This is a genomic window from Streptomyces sp. NPDC002817, assembly GCF_053592055.1.
On record NZ_JBSFUY010000052.1, the window covers coordinates 17,431 to 38,757 of the forward strand.

Annotated in this window: 12 protein-coding genes; all 12 read right to left on the bottom strand. The window is 70.0% G+C overall.

Features of this window, described 5'->3' with window-relative positions:
- Positions 1-21 precede the first annotated feature (21 nt).
- Positions 22-1,650 carry an MFS transporter gene (locus ACWD3I_RS45990; protein ID WP_451084393.1) on the bottom strand — a complete coding sequence of 543 codons (1,629 nt, stop codon included), beginning with the start codon at positions 1,648-1,650 and terminating at the stop codon, positions 22-24.
- A gap of 192 nt (positions 1,651-1,842) precedes the next feature.
- Positions 1,843-3,663, bottom strand: coding sequence for a glycoside hydrolase family 15 protein (locus ACWD3I_RS45995; protein WP_365410424.1), 1,821 nt, complete (start codon positions 3,661-3,663; stop codon positions 1,843-1,845).
- Between the two features lie 721 nt (positions 3,664-4,384).
- Positions 4,385-7,066, bottom strand: coding sequence for a LuxR C-terminal-related transcriptional regulator (locus ACWD3I_RS46000; protein ID WP_365410427.1), 2,682 nt, complete (start codon positions 7,064-7,066; stop codon positions 4,385-4,387).
- Between the two features lie 119 nt (positions 7,067-7,185).
- Positions 7,186-8,037 (bottom strand): class II glutamine amidotransferase, encoded by an 852-nt coding sequence (locus tag ACWD3I_RS46005; protein WP_365410430.1) that lies wholly within the window; start codon positions 8,035-8,037, stop codon positions 7,186-7,188.
- Between the two features lie 145 nt (positions 8,038-8,182).
- Entirely contained in the window at positions 8,183-8,539 is a 357-nt protein-coding gene (locus tag ACWD3I_RS46010) for a carboxymuconolactone decarboxylase family protein (protein ID WP_365410433.1), read from the bottom strand.
- A gap of 856 nt (positions 8,540-9,395) precedes the next feature.
- Positions 9,396-10,637 carry an MFS transporter gene (locus tag ACWD3I_RS46015; protein WP_365410436.1) on the bottom strand — a complete coding sequence of 414 codons (1,242 nt, stop codon included), beginning with the start codon at positions 10,635-10,637 and terminating at the stop codon, positions 9,396-9,398.
- Between the two features lie 29 nt (positions 10,638-10,666).
- On the bottom strand, positions 10,667-11,485 hold the full coding sequence (locus tag ACWD3I_RS46020) for an MMPL family transporter (RefSeq protein WP_365410439.1): 819 nt from the start codon (positions 11,483-11,485) through the stop codon (positions 10,667-10,669).
- Positions 11,486-11,543: 58 nt separating this feature from the next.
- Positions 11,544-12,347 carry an alpha/beta fold hydrolase gene (locus ACWD3I_RS46025; RefSeq protein ID WP_365410443.1) on the bottom strand — a complete coding sequence of 268 codons (804 nt, stop codon included), beginning with the start codon at positions 12,345-12,347 and terminating at the stop codon, positions 11,544-11,546.
- 356 nt (positions 12,348-12,703) lie between these two features.
- A complete protein-coding gene (locus ACWD3I_RS46030; protein WP_365410447.1) occupies positions 12,704-14,059 on the bottom strand; it encodes an MFS transporter in 1,356 nt (451 codons plus the stop codon).
- A 53-nt stretch (positions 14,060-14,112) separates the two neighbouring features.
- Entirely contained in the window at positions 14,113-15,321 is a 1,209-nt protein-coding gene (locus tag ACWD3I_RS46035) for an aminotransferase-like domain-containing protein (protein WP_365410450.1), read from the bottom strand.
- A complete protein-coding gene (locus ACWD3I_RS46040) occupies positions 15,305-18,484 on the bottom strand; it encodes an ATP-binding protein (RefSeq protein WP_365410453.1) in 3,180 nt (1,059 codons plus the stop codon). Before ACWD3I_RS46040 ends, ACWD3I_RS46035 begins: the two co-directional genes overlap by 17 nt.
- Positions 18,485-18,692: 208 nt before the next feature.
- Positions 18,693-21,278 carry an FAD-dependent oxidoreductase gene (locus tag ACWD3I_RS46045; RefSeq protein WP_365410456.1) on the bottom strand — a complete coding sequence of 862 codons (2,586 nt, stop codon included), beginning with the start codon at positions 21,276-21,278 and terminating at the stop codon, positions 18,693-18,695.
- Positions 21,279-21,327 lie beyond the last annotated feature (49 nt).

A 21,327-nucleotide genomic window follows, 5' to 3' on the forward strand; every position in this document is an offset into this window, starting at 1 on the left:
CACCGGTGACTCCCTCCGGACTCAGTGCGTCTCTCCGGCCGCACCGGCCGGAACATCGGTATCCGGCTGCCGCTGACGGCTTCCCCGGGCGGTCGGCAGGTGCGGCGTGACCAGGAAACTGGCGAGAGCGATGCCACCGGTGGCCAGGACCGCCGCCTTGAGTCCGTCCAGCTGCGCGGACGCGTAGGAGTCCGCGACGGCGTCGACCTGGGACGGCGGCAGGCCGGCACGCTCGGCCGCCGAGCGCACCTGATCGGTGGGGACGAAGGTCACCCCGGCCTCGAGGGCGACACCGACCTCCTCACGACTCTGCTCGGACAGCCGCGGATCGTCCGTCACCTGTGAGGTGAAGGCGTGGGCCAGCGCGCCGATCAGGATCGACCCGATGAGCGCGGTGCCCAGCGCGGAACCCAGATTCTGTGCCGTGAACTGGAGCCCTCCCGCCTCACTGCGTTCCTCCTCGCCGACACCGGACTGGACGACGTTGCCCAGTTGTGAGGCGAGCAGGCCCACGCCCACGCCCAGCAGGGCCATCGCTCCGGCGAACTGCCCATCGTCGATGACCGGATCGATGGTGGCCAGCAGCCACACGATGGCCGCCGTCAGGGTCGCCAGGGCCAGCCGGACCACCCGGCGCGCCCCCCACACCCGGCCCAGCGAGGACGCGGACAGGGAGGTCACCAGCATGGTGGCGGACACCGGGAGCAGACGCAGCCCCGTCTCGAAGGCGTCGAACCCCTGCACCACCTGCAAGTACAGCGGGATCGTGAAGAACAGCCCCAGCAGGATGAGGTTCTGGCTCAGCAGCGTCATCAGCCCGGACCGCAGCACGGGCCTGCCCAGCAGGGAAAGATGCACGAGGGGGTCGGCTCCGTGCTGGTCCCGCCGCTGCTCCCACCACCGGAAGACGGCCAGGACGGCCACCCCCAGGCCGACGACGAACAGCGTCGGGGCGAAACCGAGGATGGTGAACGGCGGGTTGCGCGGCTGCACCCATCCCCAGGTGCTGCTCTGCAGGACCCCGAGCACACCCAGCCCCAGCCCGGTCGCGGAGAGCACCGCCCCGACCCAGTCCAGCTGGGGGCGCGGGCCGGTCGGGGCGGAAGCCGCGATCACCCGGCGGCACAGCAGGACGGCCACGACGACCACGACCTCACCGGCGAACACCAGCCGCCAGGTGAGATACGTCGTCACCCAGCCGCCCAGCAGCGGACCGACCGCGATCCCGGCGCCGGCGAGCCCGCCGATGACCGCGTAGGCAATGGCCCGGTCCCGCCCCCGGTACGACTCCGCGACGAGGGCGGCCATGGCCGGCAGCACCATGGCGGCCCCGAGCCCTTCGATGACCGACCAGCCCAGCGTGAGGACCCACAGCGTGGGCGCCACGGCGGTCAGAGCCGACCCCACACCGTAGACCGCCAGCCCCAGAAGGAACATGCGGCGGCGCCCCAGGATGTCCCCGAACCTGCCACCGATGATCATGAACGCGGCCATGACCAGCGCGTACAGGGTGATGACGGCCTGGATGGCGGTGACCTCCGTGTCGAAGTCCTCGACCAGCTGGCTGATGGACACGTTCATGACGGAGGTGTCCAGAACCATCAGGAACTGGGCCGTACCGAGGACGATCAGAGCCCGCCAGTGCTTCACGCTGTCCACCTCGCCAAGTTGGCCCGGAGTGCCGGCGCAATCGCCGCGCAACGGCCAGGTCAGGCGCTGCCGCCCCATCCATCCCACCCAATGTCACCCGCCCGCGCCTCACCCGGGACGGGGGAAGGCCCGGATTCCCGAACAGGCTCGTACGGATGGTGCCCGGCCCACACACCCGTCCCAGGTGATGCTTCAGCGAGCGGCGTCCATCCGCTCGTCGAGGGAGAGAGCGGCCGTGATCAGCGCGAGGTGGGTGAAAGCCTGCGGGAAATTGCCGAGCTGCTCTCCCGTGGGACCTACTTCCTCCGCGAACAGACCGCCGTGATTGGCGTAAGTGAGCATCTTGTCGAAGGCGTACCGGGCCGATCCGAGCCGTCCCGCCCGCGCGAGCGCGTCCACGTGGAGGAAGCTGCACAGCGAGAACGTGCCCTCGCTGCCGCGCAGGCCGTCCGGTGACGCATCGGGGTCGTAGCGGTAGACGAGGCTGTCGGAGACGAGTTCCTGGTCCATAGCGTCCAAAGTGGACAGCCAACGCGGGTCGTCCGGCGCGATGAATCCGACGGAGGGCATGAGCAGCAGGGACGCATCGAGGGTGACGTCGTCGTAGTGCTGGACGAAGGCCTGACGCCCAGGGCTCCAGCCCCGCTCCATCACCTGGCGCAGGATGTCGTCCCGTGCCGCGCTCCACCCCGCGATGTCGGCGGGACGGGCGAAGTCGCGGGCCATCCGGATGCCCCGGTCGAAGGCCGCCCAGCACATCAGCCGGCTGTAGGTGAAGTCCTTCTGCCCGCCCCGCGTCTCCCAGATCCCCTCGTCGGGCCGGTCCCACGCTTTGACCAGCCAGTCGAGCACACCGGCAAGGGACTGCCAGCCGTCATACGGTGGGACCGCGGCGGTGTCCTCGGCCGCCTGCGACAGGGCGAGGACCGCCTCTCCGTAGATATCGAGCTGAAGCTGGCCCGCCGCGTCGTTGCCCACGCGTACCGGTGCGGACCCCCGGTAGCCCTCCAGGTGGTCGAGGACCTCTTCCGGCAGGTTCGGGTCACCGTCGATCCGGTACATGATCTGCAGGGGTTCACCACTGACCGTACGGTTCGCCCTGAGCCGGTCACCCAGCCAGCTGCGGAAGGCGTGCGCCTCCTCGAGATAGCCGAGCCCCAGCAGCGCACCGACCGACATCGAGCCGTCCCGGACCCACGTGTAGCGGTAGTCCCAATTGCGTCCGCCGCCGATCTGCTCCGGCAGCCCCATCGTGGGGGCCGCGACGGGAGCTCCGGTGGGCGCGTAAGTAAGCAGCTTGAGAGTGATCGCCGCTCGGTTCACCATGTCCTGCCAGCGTCCCTGGTACCGGCTACGGCGGACCCACACGTGCCAGAAGTCTCGGGTCTGCTCGAACAGTGTCATCACGTCCGCCCGGCTCAGCGGTGGCTGCGGAGCATCGTGCGAGTCCTCGATCGTCAGGACGACGGCGGCGAAGTCGTCCGGCTCCAGGAACACTTCGCCCCGGGCGTCATCGCCCTCCCCGGTCCATATCACCGGGCCCACCGTCTGCAGCGTGGCCCGGACGGCGGGCCCGTCGAAACGGACGGCGTCCTCGGCGAGATCGAGCCGGTGGCCGGCACGGCCGTAGTCGAAGCGAGGGCGGCATTGAAGGGTGAAGCGGATCCGGCCGCGCGTCACCCGCAGGATGCGGACCAGCCGATGCCGCCCCGCCGGTCGCTCCGGGTTCTCCACCGGCATGAAGTCGACCACCTCACCCACGCCTTCCTCCGCGAGGAAGCGCGTCACCAGCACGGCGGTGTCCTGCAGGTACAGCTGGATCGGAGGCCGTGGAGTGTCAGCCCAGATGCTGAAGTGGCCGCCGCGGTCGTGGTCGAGCAGCGAGGCGAACACGCTGGGCGAGTCGAACCTGGGCGCGCACAGCCAGTCGACCGTGCCGTCGGAGGAGACCAGTGCGGCGGTCTGCAAATCGCCCACCATCCCGTGATCGGCGATCGGAGGATAGCGTCGCATGATCGGTGCTCCTTCCGGCGCCACGTCCCGGTCACCATGGAGCGCCCGGTGTATGCCCACCATGGCCACAGCGGACCGCGTCGGCCTCCCCCGCTGCGGGTGAGTCCTCCTGAGGGCTGCCGCCTCCGGCCAGGGCTCGCGCCCGCGGATGCAGCGGCCCTGTGTGCGGAGGTCGCTGGAAGGACGTCTGAGTGCGCGGCGGCGGTGCGCGGGAAGGTATCGGGAGGTGGCCTTCATGGCACACGACGCTGCCGCGCCGGCGGACGGGCGAGCCGGCTCCCGCGATGCTGGACGCGTTGTTCGAGCAGTCACCGACCGGGCGGCATCTGCTGGACACCGCGTTGCGGATGGTAAGGGTCAACACCGCGACTCCCGCCATGCAAGGTGTGGCCACTGACTAGATGGCGGGGCCCCCGGCCTGCGAGGTCTACGCCGTGGCCGAAGCCGATGTCGAGGCACTACTCTCCAGCTCCGCCTGATCTATGACCGCACCCTGACGTGCGAGCTGCGCGACGCCGGCTCGCTCCCCACCTGCGGAACGCCGGAGCAGCACAACAGGGTGGACGCGGCCTGTTCATCGCCGCCCGGCTCGCCCAGGCGTGGGGCGCGCAGTACACGGCCCCGGGCACAACGATCTAGACCGAGCAGACGCTGCCGCCTGTTCCCTGAACGGTCTTCCGCGCCGAACGAACGTCCTGCCGATCCACGGTCCGGCAAACGATCACAGGAGGCGCAGTTCGCGTGCGCGGCGCACCGCGTCGCCTCGCCGGTTCACCGCCAGTTTCCTGAACACGCTCTTGAGGTGGGTCTTCACCGTGTTCACCGACACGTACAGATCGGCGGCGATCTCCTCCGTGGACATCATTCCGGCCAGCCGCTCCAGGACGTCATGCTCGCGTCCGCTCAGCTCCACCGCGACGAGCGGCGCGGGCGGCGATTCCGTGTCGGACCGCCCGTCCCTTCGCGTGGGGGGCGGTCCGGGCGTGAGCCAGCCCGCTGCCAGCTCGTGCAGTGAGGCCGTCGCCAGGAGGGGCCGGATCCACGTTCCGGCATCGAGAAACGGACGCCTCAGCCGCTCGCGCCGGGCGTCGAGGAGCGCCTGGGCCAGGAGTCTGCGGGCGGTGGCGGTGTCTCCCGCCCGCTCCGCGGCCTCAGCCCTCACCAGCGCTGCCCTCACCGTCACCGCAGGACCTGTCCCGCCCTGGGTGTGGATGCTGTCGAGCAGGTTGACGGCCGCCTCGGAATGCCCTGCGGCGAGTTGGATGCCCGCGGCCTCCACGGCGCACGCCGGCTGGTCGCCGGTCACGCGCTGGAGTACCTCGGTGGCTTCGTCCGGCCGTCCTTCGGCCAGGTGGGCGGCGGAGACGACGAGTGCTTCGTGGCTTGCCGCCCAAGGTGATGCCACGGCCGTAGACACGGCCGGGTTCGCCGCCTCGACGGCGGCTCGTACCTTGCCCCGGACCAGCAGCAGACGAGCGGTGGCGAGGGCCTGTCCCGCCGTCAGCACTGGATCACGCGCTCCCGAGGGGAGGTCCACCTCGTCGAGGAAGGCTTGGGCGCGGTCCAATTCATGGCGGTCGACGGCCACGGCGGCCAGGACCAGCCGTTCGATGCCGGAGCCGGACGGCTGGGGCAGGCCGACCCGCTCCGCCTCGGACATCGCCGCCAGGGCCTTGCGTTCCGCCCGGCCGACCCAGCCGTTCAGGTAGTCGAGCAGGGCCAGGTGCCCCATCGACTCTTCCCGGGGCAGCACGGTGGCGGCTCCGTCGTCAGTACCGGCCACAACGGTCAGGGCAGCGCGCGCGTCCTCGAAATGCCCGGCCCACAGGCGCGCCGAGCCCAGATGGGTCAGCAGCAGAGCGTGGAGTTCGGGATGCTCGTCCAGGAGGTGCCCGGGGACTTCTCGGCGCAGCTCGTCGGCCGCTGCGGCGGCCTTCTCGGCCTGCGGAGGACACCCGGCAAGCCGGGCGGCCAAAGCCTCCAGCAGTGCGCAGCTCAGCCAGGCAGCCGCGAGTCCGGCCGGGTCGTCGGCCAGGTGCTCCTCGGCGTGGCGCAGGCGGGTCAGACCGCGGTCGAGGTCACGCCGGGACAGGTCGTGGGCCGCGCGTACGAGGTCCGTCGCCGGACTCCTGGCCTCGGGCGCCATGTGGGAAAACAGCTGGGTCAGGTCATCCGAGCGCAGGCCGGTGAAGAGCTGTCCGATGGCCAGATCGTCGATGAGCGCACCGGCGGCGAAATCCCAGTCTCCTGCGGCGGCGCCGTGGGCGAGTGTCTCTGTCAGGAAGCCGTGACGGCGCAGCCATCGCGCGCCCCGCCGGTGCAGTTCCGGCTCCAGCCCGGGCAGGCGCACCCTCAGGTGGGCTCGGAGTATCTCCCCGAACAGCGGGTGGAGCTGGTACCACGCGTGCCCGAGCTGCTCGACGAAAGCGTTGTCGCGATGGAGCCCGGCGAGGATGGGCTCGGCATCGGAACGGAGGGTCAGCGCGTTGGCCAGGTCCGGACAGAAGCGGTCCAGGACGCTCACCCGCATCAGAAGGTCCTGTGTTTCGTCCGGCTGTCTCTTGAGAACCTCGACCAGCAGGAAATCCGCGACCGTGCTGCGGTCCGCTTCGAACTCCTTCAGGTAGAGCTCCGGGTCGGCGCTCTCTCGAGCGGCCAGAGCGGACAGGCGCAGGCCAGCGGCCCAGCCCCGGAGGCGGTCCACCAGGGCGCCCGCAGCGTGAACCGGAAGGCTCAGACCATGCAGCTCCAGCAGTGCGACGGCCTCCTCGGTGGTGAAGGCCAGCTCGGCGCCGCGGATCTCCGTCAGCTCGCCGGCCGCGCGGTAGCGGTGCAGCGGAAGCAGCGGTTCGGTGCGGGTGACAAGGACGAGGCGCAGGCCGTCCCCCGCGTGGTGGAGTACGAACTCCAGCTGCTCCGCAATCTCCGGGGCGGTCACGCGGTCGTACTCGTCGAGCACGAGGACCACGGGCCGGTTGCGATCGTTCAGGTCGGCGGCGAGGGCTGCCAGCAGCTTTTGGTCCACCCCAGCCGCGTCCGCGGGGGTCCCGACTGCGTCGGATGCCGGTGCACCGCAGGCGCGCAATGCCTGAAGGACGTATGCCCAGAAGACCCCGGGACGCCGGTCTCCCACTTCGACGGTGAGCCAGGCGACCGGTGGCCGCAGGCCGGCAGCCCAGTCGGCGGCCAGCAGGGTTTTACCGGCCCCGGCCGGACCGTTGACCAGTGTCAGCGGAGTCCGCAGGGCCTGGTCGAGGTGCTGGACCAGGCGCTGCCGCCGAAGGAAGGTTGCGGACCTCGCGGGGAGGGCCAACCGGGTGCGCAGGAGGGGGTTTCCCAGGGGATCGTCGCGCTGAACGGCCGGAACGGTCGGTCCTTGAACGTTGTCGTGGGTCTCAGCCATGGAACTCACCAGCCCTCCCGCCGGGGTCACGTCACGGGCAGCGCTCCCTTCCAGCCTCCCAGTCCTGCCGCCCCGGCGCGCGGCACACGGGGCCGATGGCCCGTTGACCGGCTTCCTGGTCAGCTCCAGGCCGATTCGCCTTGCAGAGACGGCCGGAAAGCATGGAGCACGTCTCCACCTGGCTGAATGATGCCGAAACTGTTCTCCGGCACCTCGTTCCAGGCGCCGGAGAGGGCGCCCAGCGGTTCGGAGACGACCAGGCGAGTGTCGTCGGAGATGTCCCGCAGGAACGCGGCATCAGGGTGGAGCGCACGCAGGGCGTCCACCTTGGTGCTGAAGTACAACGACCGCGAGCGGCCCTCGCTGGAGTAGCGGAAGGCCCATACACGTTCCCCGTCGGCCACCGCGAGGGTCATCTGCAGCGGGTGACGGATGCCGTGCGCGTGCCCCACCTTCTCCACCAGGGCGGCCATACGCGCCACGGCATCGGGAGGCTTCTCCGCCAGGCCGAATGTGAGGGCCAGGAAGAACATCAGCTCGGAGTCGGTGGAACCCTCGATATCGGGATACAGCTCCGGATCGACGGCCAGAGCGAGATCACGCCGGAGCCGGTCGAACCCGCTGATCGCCCCGTTGTGCATCCACATCCAGCGGCCGTGCCGGAAGGGGTGGCAGTTGGTCTGCTGCACGGCAGTCCCGGTCGAGGCCCTGACGTGCGCGAAGAACAGACCCGAGCGGACGTGGTGGGCGACCTCCGACAGATTGCGGTTGCTCCAAGCCGGACCGACATCCCGCAGCACCGCCGGAGTGTCCGTCTCCCGCGCGTACCAGCCGACGCCGAAACCATCACCGTTGGTCGTCTCCACTCCCAAACGGGAGTGCAGGCTCTGGTCGATCAAGGAGTGTTCCGGCTCGAACAGGACTTGGCTGAGAAGGACGGGCGTACCCGAGTAGGCGATCCAGCGGCACATTTCGGCTCCCCCGTTTCTTGTATCGGAGGTATCGAGTGATGGTTCATGCAGTCCGCTTACGGTGAGTGCGGTCGCGGTAATCCGCTGCCCGTACCCACAGTGCGACGAGGACGGGTACCCGTCCGAGACAGATCGACAGAGCAGATCAGGACTTGCTCCGGGTCTGGGCTTCCGTCTCGGCCATTGCCTCGGCCTCGGCCTCGGCCAGCGCGATGGTGACGCCGAGCGCCTCGGTGATGTGAGTCGCGGCCGACATGACGCGTGCCGTGCCGACGACTGGCGCGATGGCGACGAGAACGTCCTGCAGCTGCTCGGGGGTCAGGTCGGCCTTCATTGCAGGGTCGACATGCGCAAGGTAGGAGATGGCCGGGGCGTCCATGGCCGCGAGCGCGGCCAGGCGGGTGAGAATGAACGTTTTCTCGTCCAGGCCGCAGCGCTCGATCGAGTCGACCGTCATGGCGACGAGCGTGTCGAGAACGGGAGTGTCTGACTGCATGGCCATGCCGAAGCCGCCTTCCGGTGGTGCTCGGAGCCGACACACGTCATATCCCTCAGCTACGGGGCCCCCTCCCGCGCCAGCCGTTTACTCATCCACGGTAGGAGCGGCGAGAGCCCACCGCATGTCGGACTGAGTAGGCGATCGCAGCCTTCCTCCGCCGGGCCACAGCCTTGGAGCTCGTTCTCTTTCCGCACCTCGTGTGCGGATTCCGCTGGTCAGGTGGGGGCTCGCGGCTGTCACGGAAGACTTGACTCCTTGCCGGTCGCGATGTCGCAGGGTGGCGGATGCCGTCGATGCGCGTCGTGTTGGAAGCACGGCGGAGGTCCGCAGGGGTGCGGGTGGAGGACCTCGAAGCCGAACTGGGGTCATGTCCCGCTGGGGACACCGTTGGCGAATTCGGCGGTGGCCGCCAACGGTGTCCTTCATGGGCCACTATCTACCGCTCACGGGCAAAGCCCCAGGTCAAGAACTGTTCGCGGCCCGTTCAAGCATGCCGACACACTCCATGTGATGAGTCATCGGAAACACATCACACAGGGCTGAAACAGGAAAAGTGCCAGGTCAGGGGCGTTCTTTTGTGCTCCTCGGTGGGTCGTCGGGGCCTCAGAGCGTCAAACGAGCGTCCGGGGTGCGAGGCCGCGTCGAGCCCTGTATCCAACAGGAGCTGCTCGGCGAGGGCCCGGCGCGACATCACCGTGCGGATCCAGACGACGTCCCGGCGGACATCACCGGGCGGTCAGGTGGACGTGCCTCGTCGTCCAGAGCCGGCCGGCGCTGTGCGGCACCGTCGTTCACGTGATTTCACCGTCACACCGAACCACAAGGGTCTCTTGCCGGAGTGCTGGTCGAGTCGGGCTGTTCAGGCGCGAACCGGAACGGGCGCCGGCTTCACCCGGGCGACGGTCATGACGTACAGGAGCAGACCCGTGGTGGTGAGGACTAAGCCGGCCCACACGGTGGACAGGGTCCCCCAGCCGGCGTCGAGGGCGACCGCGCCGCCGATCGCGCCGAGACAGTTGGCCAGGTTGAGGGCGGCCAGATTGAGCGTTCCCATCAGGGTCGGGGCATCCGGTGCGAACGCGGTCAACCGGACCTGGATGGTGGGGATGGCGAACATCATGGTCGCGCCGACGCCGAACAGGCAGGGCAGCAGAACCACCAGGTTGCCGCCTGCCACACCGATCAGCACCAGGAACGCCAGGGCACCGCCGTAGCCCAGGATCAGACCCCGGTTCTCGTACCGGTCGGCGACACGTCCGCCGACGTGGTTGCCGAGCGCCATGCCGAGGCCGAAGACGGCGAGCGCGATCGGGATGAGCGAGGCGTCCCGCAGCGCCGCGTCGGTGACGAACGGGCCGATGAACGTGTAGACGGCGAAGATGCTGGAGATGCCGAGCGCAGCGACGGTGACCATCAGCCAGACGCCCCGCCGCCGCAGGGCGCCCAGTTCGCCCGCCAGGGAGCTGCCGCGCAGGTCGTCGGTGCGCGGCAGCCAGGCCATCAGGGCAGCTCCGGCGAGCAGGCCGACGGCGACCACGGTCCCGTACAGGGCGCGCCATCCGGCGTGCTGGCCGATGAAGGTGCCGAGCGGCGACCCGGCGATGGTGGCGACGGTGAGTCCTCCCATCACGGTGGCGAACGCCTTGCCGCCCTTGCCCGGTCCGTACACGTACGCGGCGACAACGGCCCCGGCGCCGAAGAACGCGCCCTGCACGCTGCCCGCGACGAACCTGAAGACGACGAACAGTGTGATGTCCGGCGCCAGGGCGGAGAGCCCGTTGCCGACCAGGAACAGCCCGATCAGGCCGAGCAGCAGAGTGCGCCGGTTGACCCGGGCGGCGAGCAGGGTGATCGCCGGAGAGCCGATCATCACCCCGAGGGCATACGCGGTGATCGCGTAGGTCGCGACCGGGACGGAGACGTTCAGATCGGCCGCGAACAGCTGGATGATGCCGTTGCTGCCGAACTCACCGGCGCCGATCGCGAAGGTACCCAACGCCAGTGCGAACAACGTCAGCTTCGGATGCTTGATGGGCGACTTCGCGTGGGTGTGCCGCTGCTCCTCGGCAGTGCACTGGCTGTCGTATGCACGCTGATGCATCGTCTCGTCTCTCGTCCTTGGAAGGAGGGTCAGTCGGTCGGCGTACGGGCCGGTGCGGGACGGAGATCAGGCGTGGGGGGTCGGTCGTCGCGTCCACGGAGGCTGTCGTCGCCCTCCCGGAGGCCGTGGCAGGCGCAGCAGCGCCGCTGGGGCGCCGGTGCCCACCAGTTCGCGTCTGCGAGCAGGCGCATCGTGGCCGGTACCAGCAGTGCGCGGACGATCGTCGCGTCCACCAGGACGGCGATGAGCCCCGCCACCCCGATCAGCTTGATGCTCGCCGCGACCACACTGCCGAAGACGACGACCAGGAGCACGAGCAGTACCGGTACGGAGAACGTCTCGGCGAAGGAGATGTCCGCCGCGACCCGCTCGCGGATGTCGCGGTCGACCGTGGTGGCGCCGCCGACCTGAGTCCGCAGGCCGGGCGCGGCCGGTTCGTCCTCGATCTCGTCCAGTCCTTCGCCGCGCTGCGCCTCGTCGTCGCCGGCCAGGGTCAGCACCGCGTAGGTGGCGTGCCGGTCGTGGCTGACCAGGGCCGGGTTGCCGGCGCTCCAATAGGTGACGGGCCGGGTCACCACGTCGTGGGGAAGCGCTTGGAGCGTCTCCGTGCCGGCTCGCCGGAACGCCGGATCGTCAACTGTCGCGCTGGGGCTGGTGTACAGGGCCACCGCGTCGGTGCCGGTCCGGCCCAGCGTCACCTCGGTACGTGCGGCCGCGCGAGAGCTCTGGCCGGCCTGGTCGTCGAACCCTCCGGTGGTCAGCGAGCCGAAGGCCCTCGTGCCCCAGATGCCGACGAGCGCCAGGAAGGCCGCGGCCAGGCCGATCACCCACCACCGTCGGCTGACCATCGTCCGCCCCACCTCTCGAACATCGCCGTCCCCTCCTGGCTTTGTCGGCTCGGTGGTGTCAGCGCGCGGCGCGCTTGATGAGGGCGGCCGTCGCCGCGGGCCGCGCGATCATCGCGACATGCGAGGTATCGGCCTCGAAGGTGTGTGCGCCGGCCCGGCGCGCCATGAACCGCTGCGCCGCCGGGGGCAGCACCTGGTCGTCGCGGCCCACGAGGTACCAGGACGGAACGGTCTTCCAGGCCGGGGCGCCGGACGGCTCCCCGAGGGTGCGCACGTCCGCCGGCCGCTGACCGACCCACATCAGCTCGGTGGTCGCCTTCGGCAGATCCCCCGCGAACACGTCGTGGAAGAACTCCTTCTTGATGTAGCCGTCGACGAAGCCCTCACCGTAGGGACGGAAGTCCAGCGCCTCCTCGCTGAGCCTGCTTCCCGGGTACTTCGTCTGCAGGCCCAGCAACGTCTCACCCTGATCGGGCACGAACGCGGCCACGTAGACCAGCGCCTTCACGTTCGGGTTGCCGGTCGCGGCGTTCGTGACCACGATCCCGCCATAGGAGTGAGCGACGAGGACGATCGGGCCGCTGAGGGTCGCGAGGATGCCGGCCAGATAGGCGGAGTCGGAGGCCACGGCGCGCAGCGGGTTGGGCGGTGCGATGACCGGATAGCCGTCGCGGATGAGCCGGGAGGCGACCCCGTTCCAGCCGGAGGCGTCGGCGAACGCGCCGTGCACGAGTACCACGGTGGGCTTCTGGCCGCTGCCACTGCCGCTTCCGGTGTGGGCCTGCGCGGCGGGCGCGTCGAGTGCGGCGCCCACCACGACCGCGGCGGATCCGGCCAACAGCCCTCGGCGAGTTGTCGTCATCGATGTATCCCCTTCGGTATCCGGTGTTCCCTGGTGATCGCGGGTCAGCGTAAAACCGGATACTTGACGAGCACTGAACAGAAATCCGACGCCCTCTTGGGGCCGCTTCATCATCAGTTCCGTTGTTGTCAAGCAGGCGAATCGACCTGCGGACATGCAGCCGCCAACGAGCAAAGCCGCCTTCGCACAAAGCCGAAACAAGCGTCGGTGAAATACCCGTCGGCGAAATTGAGTGAAGCTTCTCCCGAGGAGTTCAAGTGGGACGCGATCGCGCCGCCGATTCCGCGGGCAGGACGGTCACCGCCGTCGCCTGCGCAAGCACAAGACCTTCGGCTGCCTCACCCCGGCCGTGACCTTCACCCCGCTGCTTTGTCCTGAGCGACGGTTCGAGGCGCCGCAGTGTGGGCGTGCTCGTCCAGGGTGTACCGGCGTTGCAGCGCGATGGCAATCGTCATGAGCACGGCCGGCAGCAGGGTGAAGCCGTAGCGAACGGCCGCCAGCGCGCCGGAGGACTGCGTGGTGTGCTCGCCCGCGCTACTGGCCGCGAACCCGCCCACGGCCAGGCAGGCCGAGTACACGTACGGCCCCAACGCGCCGCCGGTGGCCTCGGCGGCGGTCCACACGCCGGTGTAACTGCCGGCACTGGCGGTTCCGTTCGGCCCGGCGGCGGCGATGACGTCGGGCAGCATCGACAGCGGCATCAGCTGCATCGCGGCGAACGCGACGCCCAGCACCGCCACGGCCGCGATCAGCAGGGGCAGGCCGGCCGAGGCGCCCAGGGCCAGCACCAGCGAGCCGGCCACGAACGCGGCCTGGGCGACGAGCAGGCTGCGCTGCTTGCCGAGACGCCGGGCCACCAGTACCCACAGCGGCGTGGTCAGGACCGCCGGCGCCATGAACGCCGCGATGAGCACGGTTGTGAGCGCGGAGCGGCCCAACTCGTACTCGGCGAAGTACGGCATGGCGGCCAGTACCAGGTTCATCGCGATCGCGACGGTCAGATACGACGCGGTCAGCGCACGGAACTGCCGGTCGCGCAACGCCACCAGCAGCCCGCCCCGGTACCCCGGCTCGGCCGGGGTACCGGGCGCGGCCCGGTTGAGGCGGGCGACGCCGAAGATACCGACCAGCATCGCCGCAAGCATGACCGCGCCGAGCAGCAGGGCCATTCTCGTATAGTCGCCGACGTCCGGTTCGTCGCCGGCGACCAGCGGCGCGGCCACGCCTGCGAGCAGGACGCTCACGATGATCACGACACTGCGGTAGCCCATGAGGCGGGTCCGCTCGTGGTAGCCGATGCCCAGATCGGCCGGTGTGGCGAGGTAGGAAACCTGGTAGCACGAGTAGAGCAGGTTGCCGGCGGCCAGCGCCACCGCGACCCAGATCGCAGCGCTTGTCCCGTGCAGGTCCGACGGCACGGCGAACAGGGCCACGAAGGCGAGCACCACGACGCAGCCGGCCAGCATCAGTCTCCGGCGGTGGCCGGTGCCGGCCAGGTTGGCATCGGAGAGTCGGCCCACCCACGGGTGCGTCACGATGTCGGCGACATTCGGCAGCAGGAGCGCGAGACCGGCCGTGTACGGCGGCACGGCCAGGACGTCGGTCAGGAAGTACAGTAGGAAGATACCCGGCACGGTGACCCAGATGCCCATGCCGACCGAACCGGCGGCGAACGGGACGAGTGCGCGCAGGGGGAGCCGAACGTTGGTCATGGGCCGCCTTCCGGGAATCCGCCACAGGAGACTGTCGTTGCTCGCGTGCGTCGTCAGAAGGCCAGGGCCAGCCGGCGTACGGCCTCCCGCAGTTCCTCCGGAGTGCGGTCGCTGTAGGACAACCGCAGGTGCCGGGCCGAAGACCGCCCCCGGGGGTCCGCCGCGTCCGCCGCGAAAAACTCGCCCGGCTGGTAGACCACGCCGTGGGCGGCCGCCCGCCGGAACAGCGCCGCGGGGTCCACGGCGTCGTCGGTGAGCCGCGGCCAGAGGAACAACCCGCCTTCGGGGGCTACGACGTGGAGGGCGCCCGGGAGTTGTTCCCACAGGGCGTCGATCAGCACGCCGGCGCGTTCTCGGTACAGCGCGGTGGCGCTGCGCACGATCCCGTCGAACCATTCGGCGTCGTCGGTGAGCAGCCGTTCAATGATCGCCTGGGTCACCGAGGAGGTGTGGACGTCGAGGCGGTTGCGCAGCCGGATCACCGGGTCCACGAGGTGGTCCGGCAGCACCAGCCAGCCCACGCGCCAGCCAGGGCCGAGGGTCTTGGTGAAGGTGTTGACGTGGATCGCCCGATCCGACTGGTGGAAGACCGCGACACCCTGGTCCTGGCCGCCGAAGCGCAGCTCGCGGTACGGATTGTCGACGATCACGTAGAAGCCGTACCGCTCGGCGAGCTCGATCAGTGCCCTCCGCTTCGGCGCCGAGAGACTGACCTGGGTGGGGTTGTGGAAGTCGGGCACCGTGTAGGCCGCGGCGATCCGGGCGCCGGTGGCGAGCCGACGGGCGAGGTGTTCGACATCGAAGCCGTCGGCCACGACCGGCACCGGCAGGATCCGTGTCGTCGACACCTCCAGGGCCCACAGGAAACCCGGGAACACCGGATCGTCCACCGCGACGGTGGCGCCGCGCTCGACGACGGTCAGCACTGCCAGAGAGAGGCCGTGCATGCCACCGTTCGTCACCACGATCCGGCTCGGGTCGACACCCTCCCGCTTCGCGATCCAGTCGCACAGTGCGGCGGATCCGCGCGCCGGCGCATACTGCAGGCTCGCCATCGCCGCATCGGGTGCCTGCCACAGCTGCGCCGATGCCTTGCCGATCGCCTCGACCGGCAAAGCCGCAGGCGCGGGGATGCCACCCAGCAGGCGAATCGTTCCAGGGGCGGGAGCGGCAAGGCTGGCGTCGACGAATCCCTTCGGCGCCGAGAGCCCACGGGCCAGGGCCGTCAGCCCGCTCTGTTCCCCATCAGGGGCTGCGGTCATGCATGGCCTCCAGGTCCTGCGAGAGTTGTTCAGCGCGCCGTGCGAACAGATGCGCCTCGCATTTGGTGGATTGCGTGCAGGCGCGTTCGACCGCGGCCCGGACAGCGGTGAGCGGTGCACCGCGGGCCTGCAGCAGGCGCGCCTTCAGCAGCAGAAGGAGCCCTTCGGCGTAACGCTGGCCGAAGTCCCATATGGCCTGGTCGGCTCGGTCGAGAGCGGCGTCGGCCCGATCGGGCGATCCGGCGGCCAGCCACATCTCGGCGATCAGTGCGTAGTGGTAGGCGATGCCCCACTGCGGCGGATCGAGCAGGTGGGCGGCCAGGAGTTCCTCGGCCTCGGTCGCGGCGCCGGCCGGATCATCACCGGTGAGGGCTCGTGCCCAGCACCAGAACTGCCGGATGTAGAGGTCGATGTTGGAGCGGAGACGCACGAAGCCGACGGCGGCCCACCGCTCACCGGCTCGCCGTGCCGCTTCGGCGTCCCCGGCCATGGAAGTGATCATGGTCGTGTAGTAGACCCAGACCGAGGCCGCGTACGGGTCCTCCGGGGTGTCCCAGGTGTCGACGAAAGCCAGCGCCGCGTCGACATCACCGTGCAGCGCGGTCATGACGGCCCGCCAGCCGGGCCCTTCCCCGGGGATGCTGCCGTCCCGCCGGAGCGGCGTCTCCTCGTCCGGGGCGACGGTGCCGCCGACAGCGGCGACATCGTCCTTGACCAAGGACCGGTACGCCTCGCCGATGTTGCCGATGTCCCACTGGTGCAGGCCCCAGGCGTGCCGGCCGTAGCGTCGGACGGCCGGATCGGAGGACACCTGACCCAGCTCGTGCAGTCGGCGGGCCAACTCCCCGCGGCCCTGCTCGATGGAGGTGTAGGCACCCATCATGCGGATGAAGAGGAAGTCGGCGGCCTCCGCATCCCGACCGAGGGTGCTGGCCAGGTATTCGGCCCGCTCCAGCAGATCGAATGTCGAGGCGTCGTAGCCGGCCTGTCGTCTGACGACGATGGCGAGCAGCGTGAGGGCGTCGAACTCCAGCTCCATGAGTCCGGAAGCCCGGGTGACCTGTACCGCGGAGCGCAGCTGTCGATTGGCGGACTCGAAGGCGAGTTTGGCTGCCGCGCGGCGCCCGGCGCGGATCAGCGCCTCCGCGACGCGCACGGGCTCGGCGAGGGGGCCGGCGGCCCACAAGTGGTACGCGAGGCGTTCGGCGACGTCCTCGTCGTCGGCGTGGATCTGTTCGAGCGCGTCCGCGATGCGCAGATGCAGCTGGGTGACCTGCCCTTTCGTCGCGGTCTCGGAGACCGACTCGCGCACCAGGTCGTGCGCGAAACGGAGTGAGGACGGGTCCTGCGGTCCGGGTTCGAGCAGCCCGAGAGTATGCAGCGGTTCCAGGCGGTGGAGGCAGTCCGCGACGTCCACACCGGTGGCGCGGGACAGCAGTCTGAGGTCGACGTCGCGGCCGATGAGCGCGGCCACGTGCAGCAGGTCGCGGGCGCGGTCGTCGAGCCCGGCCATCCGGTCGCGGACGACGTCATGGACGGTGGACGGGACCCTGGCCGAGGTGGACGTGTCGCCGTCGCCGATTGCGCCGTTCCCGCTGAGGAGCCGGGACAGTTCGCGGACGAAGAACGGATTGCCGGAGGTACGGGCGTGGATGGCGCGGGCGACGGCGTCGCCGGGATCCTGGCCGGCCTCGTGGCGAACGAGTTCGGCCACGTCTGCCGGACCGAGCGGGCCGAGCCGGAACCTCCGGTGACCGGGCAGCCGGCTGGCAGCGGCCAGCACCCGGGAGAGGTCCGGGCTGAGTGTGGGTGCGCGGTCGCGTAACGCGCCGATGATCGCGGCGCCCTGGGGCAGCCGTCCCGTCACGTGCTGCAACAACTGCAGGGAGGTGACGTCGGCCCATTGGAGATCGTCGAGTATCAGGAGTGTCGGCCGCCGCGCCGAGGCTTGTCCGACGAGGGCGACGACCTGTTCGAACAGCCGGAACTGGGCGTTGCCGTCAGGAAGTTCCCGGGTCGCGTCGTCCCGCGCCGCGAGGAGGCTGCCCAGCCCGCCGGTGAGCCACTGCTCGCTCGCCGGAGCGGGCAGACTGCGGACGACCTGGCTCAGCGCCTGCTCCCATGGCCACATCGCCGGTGTCCCGTCACCCTCCAGACAGGAGCCCCAGACAGCGAATGCACCCAGCCGGCCCGCCACGGCGGCGGCCTCCTCCAGCAGCCGGGTCTTGCCCGCGCCCGGTTCGCCTTCGACAACGCCGATCGCGGTGTCGCCGGCGAGTGCACGCTCCACAACGCGCCGCAGCGTGGCAAGTTCCTCGGTCCGGCCGATCAAGGTGCCCGCCGTGGCCCGCCCGACCTCGTCGTCCACGACTCTCACGAGCGGCGACGCCAGGGGCTGCGTGAGTATCCGCCGCTGTGCCTCCTCCAGAGCCGGACCCGGGTCGATGCCGAGCTCGTCGGCGAGCCGGTCGCGGACCTGACGAAACACCGTCAGCGCCTCCGCCTGGCGGCCGGCAGCGCCGAGAACGCCGACGAGACCGGCCAGCACGGGTTCGTTGAACGGTCCCATCGATGCGGCCAGTTGCAGAGCCGCGAGCACCCGCTCCGGTTGGCCCATCGACACGGCGAGCTCCGCCGCCGCCGTGCACGCGTCGTAGAACTCGTTGTCGAGCGCGGCGAAGACCGTCGTGGCGATCGTCCCGTCGGGGATGCCGTCGCCCGCCGGGCCGTGCCAGAGCCCGAGCGCTCCGACGTAGTGATCGAGGGCCGCCTTGTGATCGTGCCGAGTCAGCGCGGCCCTGGCGGCATCGACGAATTCACGGAAGACGACGAGGTCCAGCGTCGCGGAGCCGACGGCGAACAGGTACGAATTGCCGCGGCGGTGGAGGAACGAGCCGGCTTCGCGGGCGGGCAGCAGAGGTTCGAGCAGCCGTCGCAACGCGCCGACGTACTTCTGGAGAATGTTCACAGCCGACGCGGGGACGTCCTCGGCCCAGATCAGGTCGACCATCTCGCTCGTACTGATCGGCTTGCCCGCGCGGGCGAGCAGGATCGCGAGCAAATGCGACTGCTGGCGAGGCCCGGGGTCCAGTTCGACGCCGTCCCGCCAGAGCCGCAACGGACCGAGGATCTGCAGACGCAGTTGTCCGCCGGAGGAAGCCATGCCCACCCCTACCCCTACTCACGGCCCGACCACGTTCGACTGCGGCATATTCATTTTACGGTTGCTCTGCGGCCTGGGTCCATGCGCCGAGGCGACCGGTGGGCGGTTTTGTCGTGGCGGCACGAGGTTCCCGATCGGCAGGCCGGCGGCCTCGCTCACCGGCGGTCGACGTCATGAACGCGGCTTGCCGGCTCGCCGGCCTCCCGTCCTACTGACCGATCACCAGGTCCTCGGTGGGCAGTGTCTGGCAGGCCAGCCGCCAGCCCGCCGCCAGCTCGTCGACGGAGAACATCCCCCGGTCATCGCTCTCGTAGGCGCCGGAGAGCACCCGCACCCGGCAGGTACCGCAAGCGCCTTCGCCGCACGACTGGGGCAACGCGACGCCGACGGCGTTGGCGGCGTCGAGGACCGACTGCCCGGGGCTGCACGGGAACGCCGGAGTGCCGTCCACCGTGTCGATCATGAACTTGGTGACACCGGCCGCCACGGCGGCGACGGCGATGGCGTGCGCCTTCTCCCGGCGGGTCTCCTTGCTCCGGCCGGACACGAACGCCTCGGTGTGGACGGCCTCTCGCGGCACCCCGAGTTCTGCCAGGCAGCCGATCAGATCCTGCATCATGGGCGCCGGCCCGCACAGGTGCACGCGGGTCGTCGGGCCCGCGTGGGGCAGTAACTCGTCGAAGCCTATCCGCCGTTGCCGGTCGGTCGCGAAGACCGATACCTCCAGCCCCTGCAACCGGAACCGCAGCGCTTCGATCTCCGGCCCGAACAACGCCTCGTCCTCGGTCCGGTAGCTCGCCAGCAGGACGATCCGTCCCGAGTGGCCGGCGTCGGCGGCCGCGAGCAGGACGCTCATCAGCGGGGTGATCCCGACGCCCCCGGCGATGAGCAGGAGGGTGTCCGCCACCGCGCCCGGCTCCCAGGTGAACTCCCCGTGCGGGCCGCTCACCCGCACCGCCGACCCCACCTCCACCTCCTCATGCAGGAACCCCGAGCCCAGCCCGTCCGGCTCGTGCTTCACGGCGATCTCGACGAAGCCGCTCTCCCCAGGACTGCTGCAGATCGAGTAAGACCGTTCGATCGGCTCGACGGCGACGGGCAGCTCGACCTTCATGTACTGCCCGGCGGCGAACGAGAACGGCATCGCACCCCCGTCCAGGGGCTCGAAGCGGATCCGCCGGACCGTCGGGGTCAGCACCTCGATATCGGCCACGCGCAGATACCCCTCCCAGGGCGTGGCCGGATCCCGGGTCACCCCGCCGGCGCGGATGGCCCGCCACATCGTCCCGAGCTGCCGCGGCTTCAGGACCGCGTTCGCCGCCATCAGCCCGCCCGCCAGCGCCCCCACCACACCGGACCCCCAGGCATCCTGGCCGGCCACGAACAGACCCTTCACCGGCGTACGGCATCCCGCCCTCGCCGAACGCAACCGCTGCGGGGTCGCCGCGAGTCCGTAGAAGGATCCCCGCACGCTGTGCTGATAGGTCTCGAACGACAGCGGCGTCGCCAGTTCGGCGAAAGCGATCGTCTCCCGGAACCCGGGCCAGCGTTCCTCCAGGCGAGCGATCAGCCGACCGGTCAGCTCGTCCTTGAACTTCCGGTAGCTGTCCGGCCGTTCGTTCTCGGGCATCCCGCGCCACTGGTCGACCACCTTCGGATCGACGAGTTCCAGCAGCTCCACCGTGTGGAACCGGGCGGCAGGGTTGTTGAGCGAGGCGAACGAGACGTACAGCGTGCCTTCCCCCGGAGGGTGATGGATGCTGCCGTTCTCGTCGAGGTCCGGCATGAACCAGTGGTTCTCGCCGCGCAACCCGAACTCGGCCGGCGACCGGTCCAGTCCGAGAAACAGCATGACCGCCGACCGTTCCTCAGGCAGATCCGCCAGTTCGTGACTCTTCCCGATCAGGGCGTACGTGTTACGCACCCCGGCCGCCGAAACGACGGTGTCCGACCGCACCCGGTACCGGCGGCCGGTGGCGGTGTCCTCGACGTCGACACCGACCACCCTGCCCCTCTCGGCAACGACCTCATGAACCCTCTGCCGGGAGCGCAGCACCACGCCGTACCGCGCGAGGATCTCCAGAACGACCCGGTTGAGCTCCTGCGGGCCGCCCACGGGATGTGCGGTGCCGTCCATGAAGAAGGTCAGCGGGACCGCAGCGTGATAGCCGAAGGCGCTCGATGCCGGCGGAGTGCCGTAGAGCCCCCAGCGCGCGGCCAGCACGGCCCGCAGCTGCGGATCACGGAAACTACGGGCGGCCTGGTCCCGCAGCGACCGGTACGCCGACGGAAAGAGCCACTCGACGACGGGCACGCCCCCCTTACGCACGCCGGCGGGGAACGACGCGAGGACATTGCGCACGGTCAGCCCGGCCATGGCCCAGCGCGTGGTGCGGAAGAACCGGTCGATCGCGTCGGACTCAGCAGGGAACCGTTCCTTCAGACGCGCACGGAACCGTTCCTCCGTGGCGGGAACGGCGAAGTCGAACCCCGGGAAGTGCAGTGCGTCGTACTCGTCCGGCAGCGGCGAGAGCTGCGCCCGCCCGTCCGTCATGAACCCGAGGAACGGGCCGGCGCTCGCACTCATGTAGTGCAGCCCGGTGCCGAACCGGTATCGCCCGGCGCGGGAGAACTCGTGCGTCATCCCGCCGAGCGTGTAGTGCTGTTCGAGGACGAGAACACGCTTCCCGCCGAACTGCGCGATCGTGCGCGCCGCCGCGAGACCGCCCATACCCGACCCGATCACCACCACATCGGCGTTCTCGTCCCACGCCATCGGCAACCCCCCGATCATCTGTCCCCCTCTGTCCTCCGAGGCATTGAGATTGGCCGAACCGGCTTGA

What these genes read in the sequence shown, in the direction of transcription:
- ACWD3I_RS46010 (WP_365410433.1), bottom strand. Translation starts at nt 8,539, where the DNA reads ATGGCCATGCAGTCAGACACTCCCGTTCTCGACACGCTCGTCGCCATG.
- ACWD3I_RS46025 (WP_365410443.1), bottom strand. Translation starts at nt 12,347, where the DNA reads ATGACGACAACTCGCCGAGGGCTGTTGGCCGGATCCGCCGCGGTCGTG.
- ACWD3I_RS45995 (WP_365410424.1), bottom strand. Translation starts at nt 3,663, where the DNA reads ATGCGACGCTATCCTCCGATCGCCGATCACGGGATGGTGGGCGATTTG.
- ACWD3I_RS46040 (WP_365410453.1), bottom strand. Translation starts at nt 18,484, where the DNA reads ATGGCTTCCTCCGGCGGACAACTGCGTCTGCAGATCCTCGGTCCGTTG.
- ACWD3I_RS46035 (WP_365410450.1), bottom strand. Translation starts at nt 15,321, where the DNA reads ATGACCGCAGCCCCTGATGGGGAACAGAGCGGGCTGACGGCCCTGGCC.
- ACWD3I_RS46000 (WP_365410427.1), bottom strand. Translation starts at nt 7,066, where the DNA reads ATGGCTGAGACCCACGACAACGTTCAAGGACCGACCGTTCCGGCCGTT.
- ACWD3I_RS46045 (WP_365410456.1), bottom strand. Translation starts at nt 21,278, where the DNA reads ATGATCGGGGGGTTGCCGATGGCGTGGGACGAGAACGCCGATGTGGTG.
- ACWD3I_RS46015 (WP_365410436.1), bottom strand. Translation starts at nt 10,637, where the DNA reads ATGCATCAGCGTGCATACGACAGCCAGTGCACTGCCGAGGAGCAGCGG.
- ACWD3I_RS46020 (WP_365410439.1), bottom strand. Translation starts at nt 11,485, where the DNA reads ATGGTCAGCCGACGGTGGTGGGTGATCGGCCTGGCCGCGGCCTTCCTG.
- ACWD3I_RS46030 (WP_365410447.1), bottom strand. Translation starts at nt 14,059, where the DNA reads ATGACCAACGTTCGGCTCCCCCTGCGCGCACTCGTCCCGTTCGCCGCC.
- ACWD3I_RS46005 (WP_365410430.1), bottom strand. Translation starts at nt 8,037, where the DNA reads ATGTGCCGCTGGATCGCCTACTCGGGTACGCCCGTCCTTCTCAGCCAA.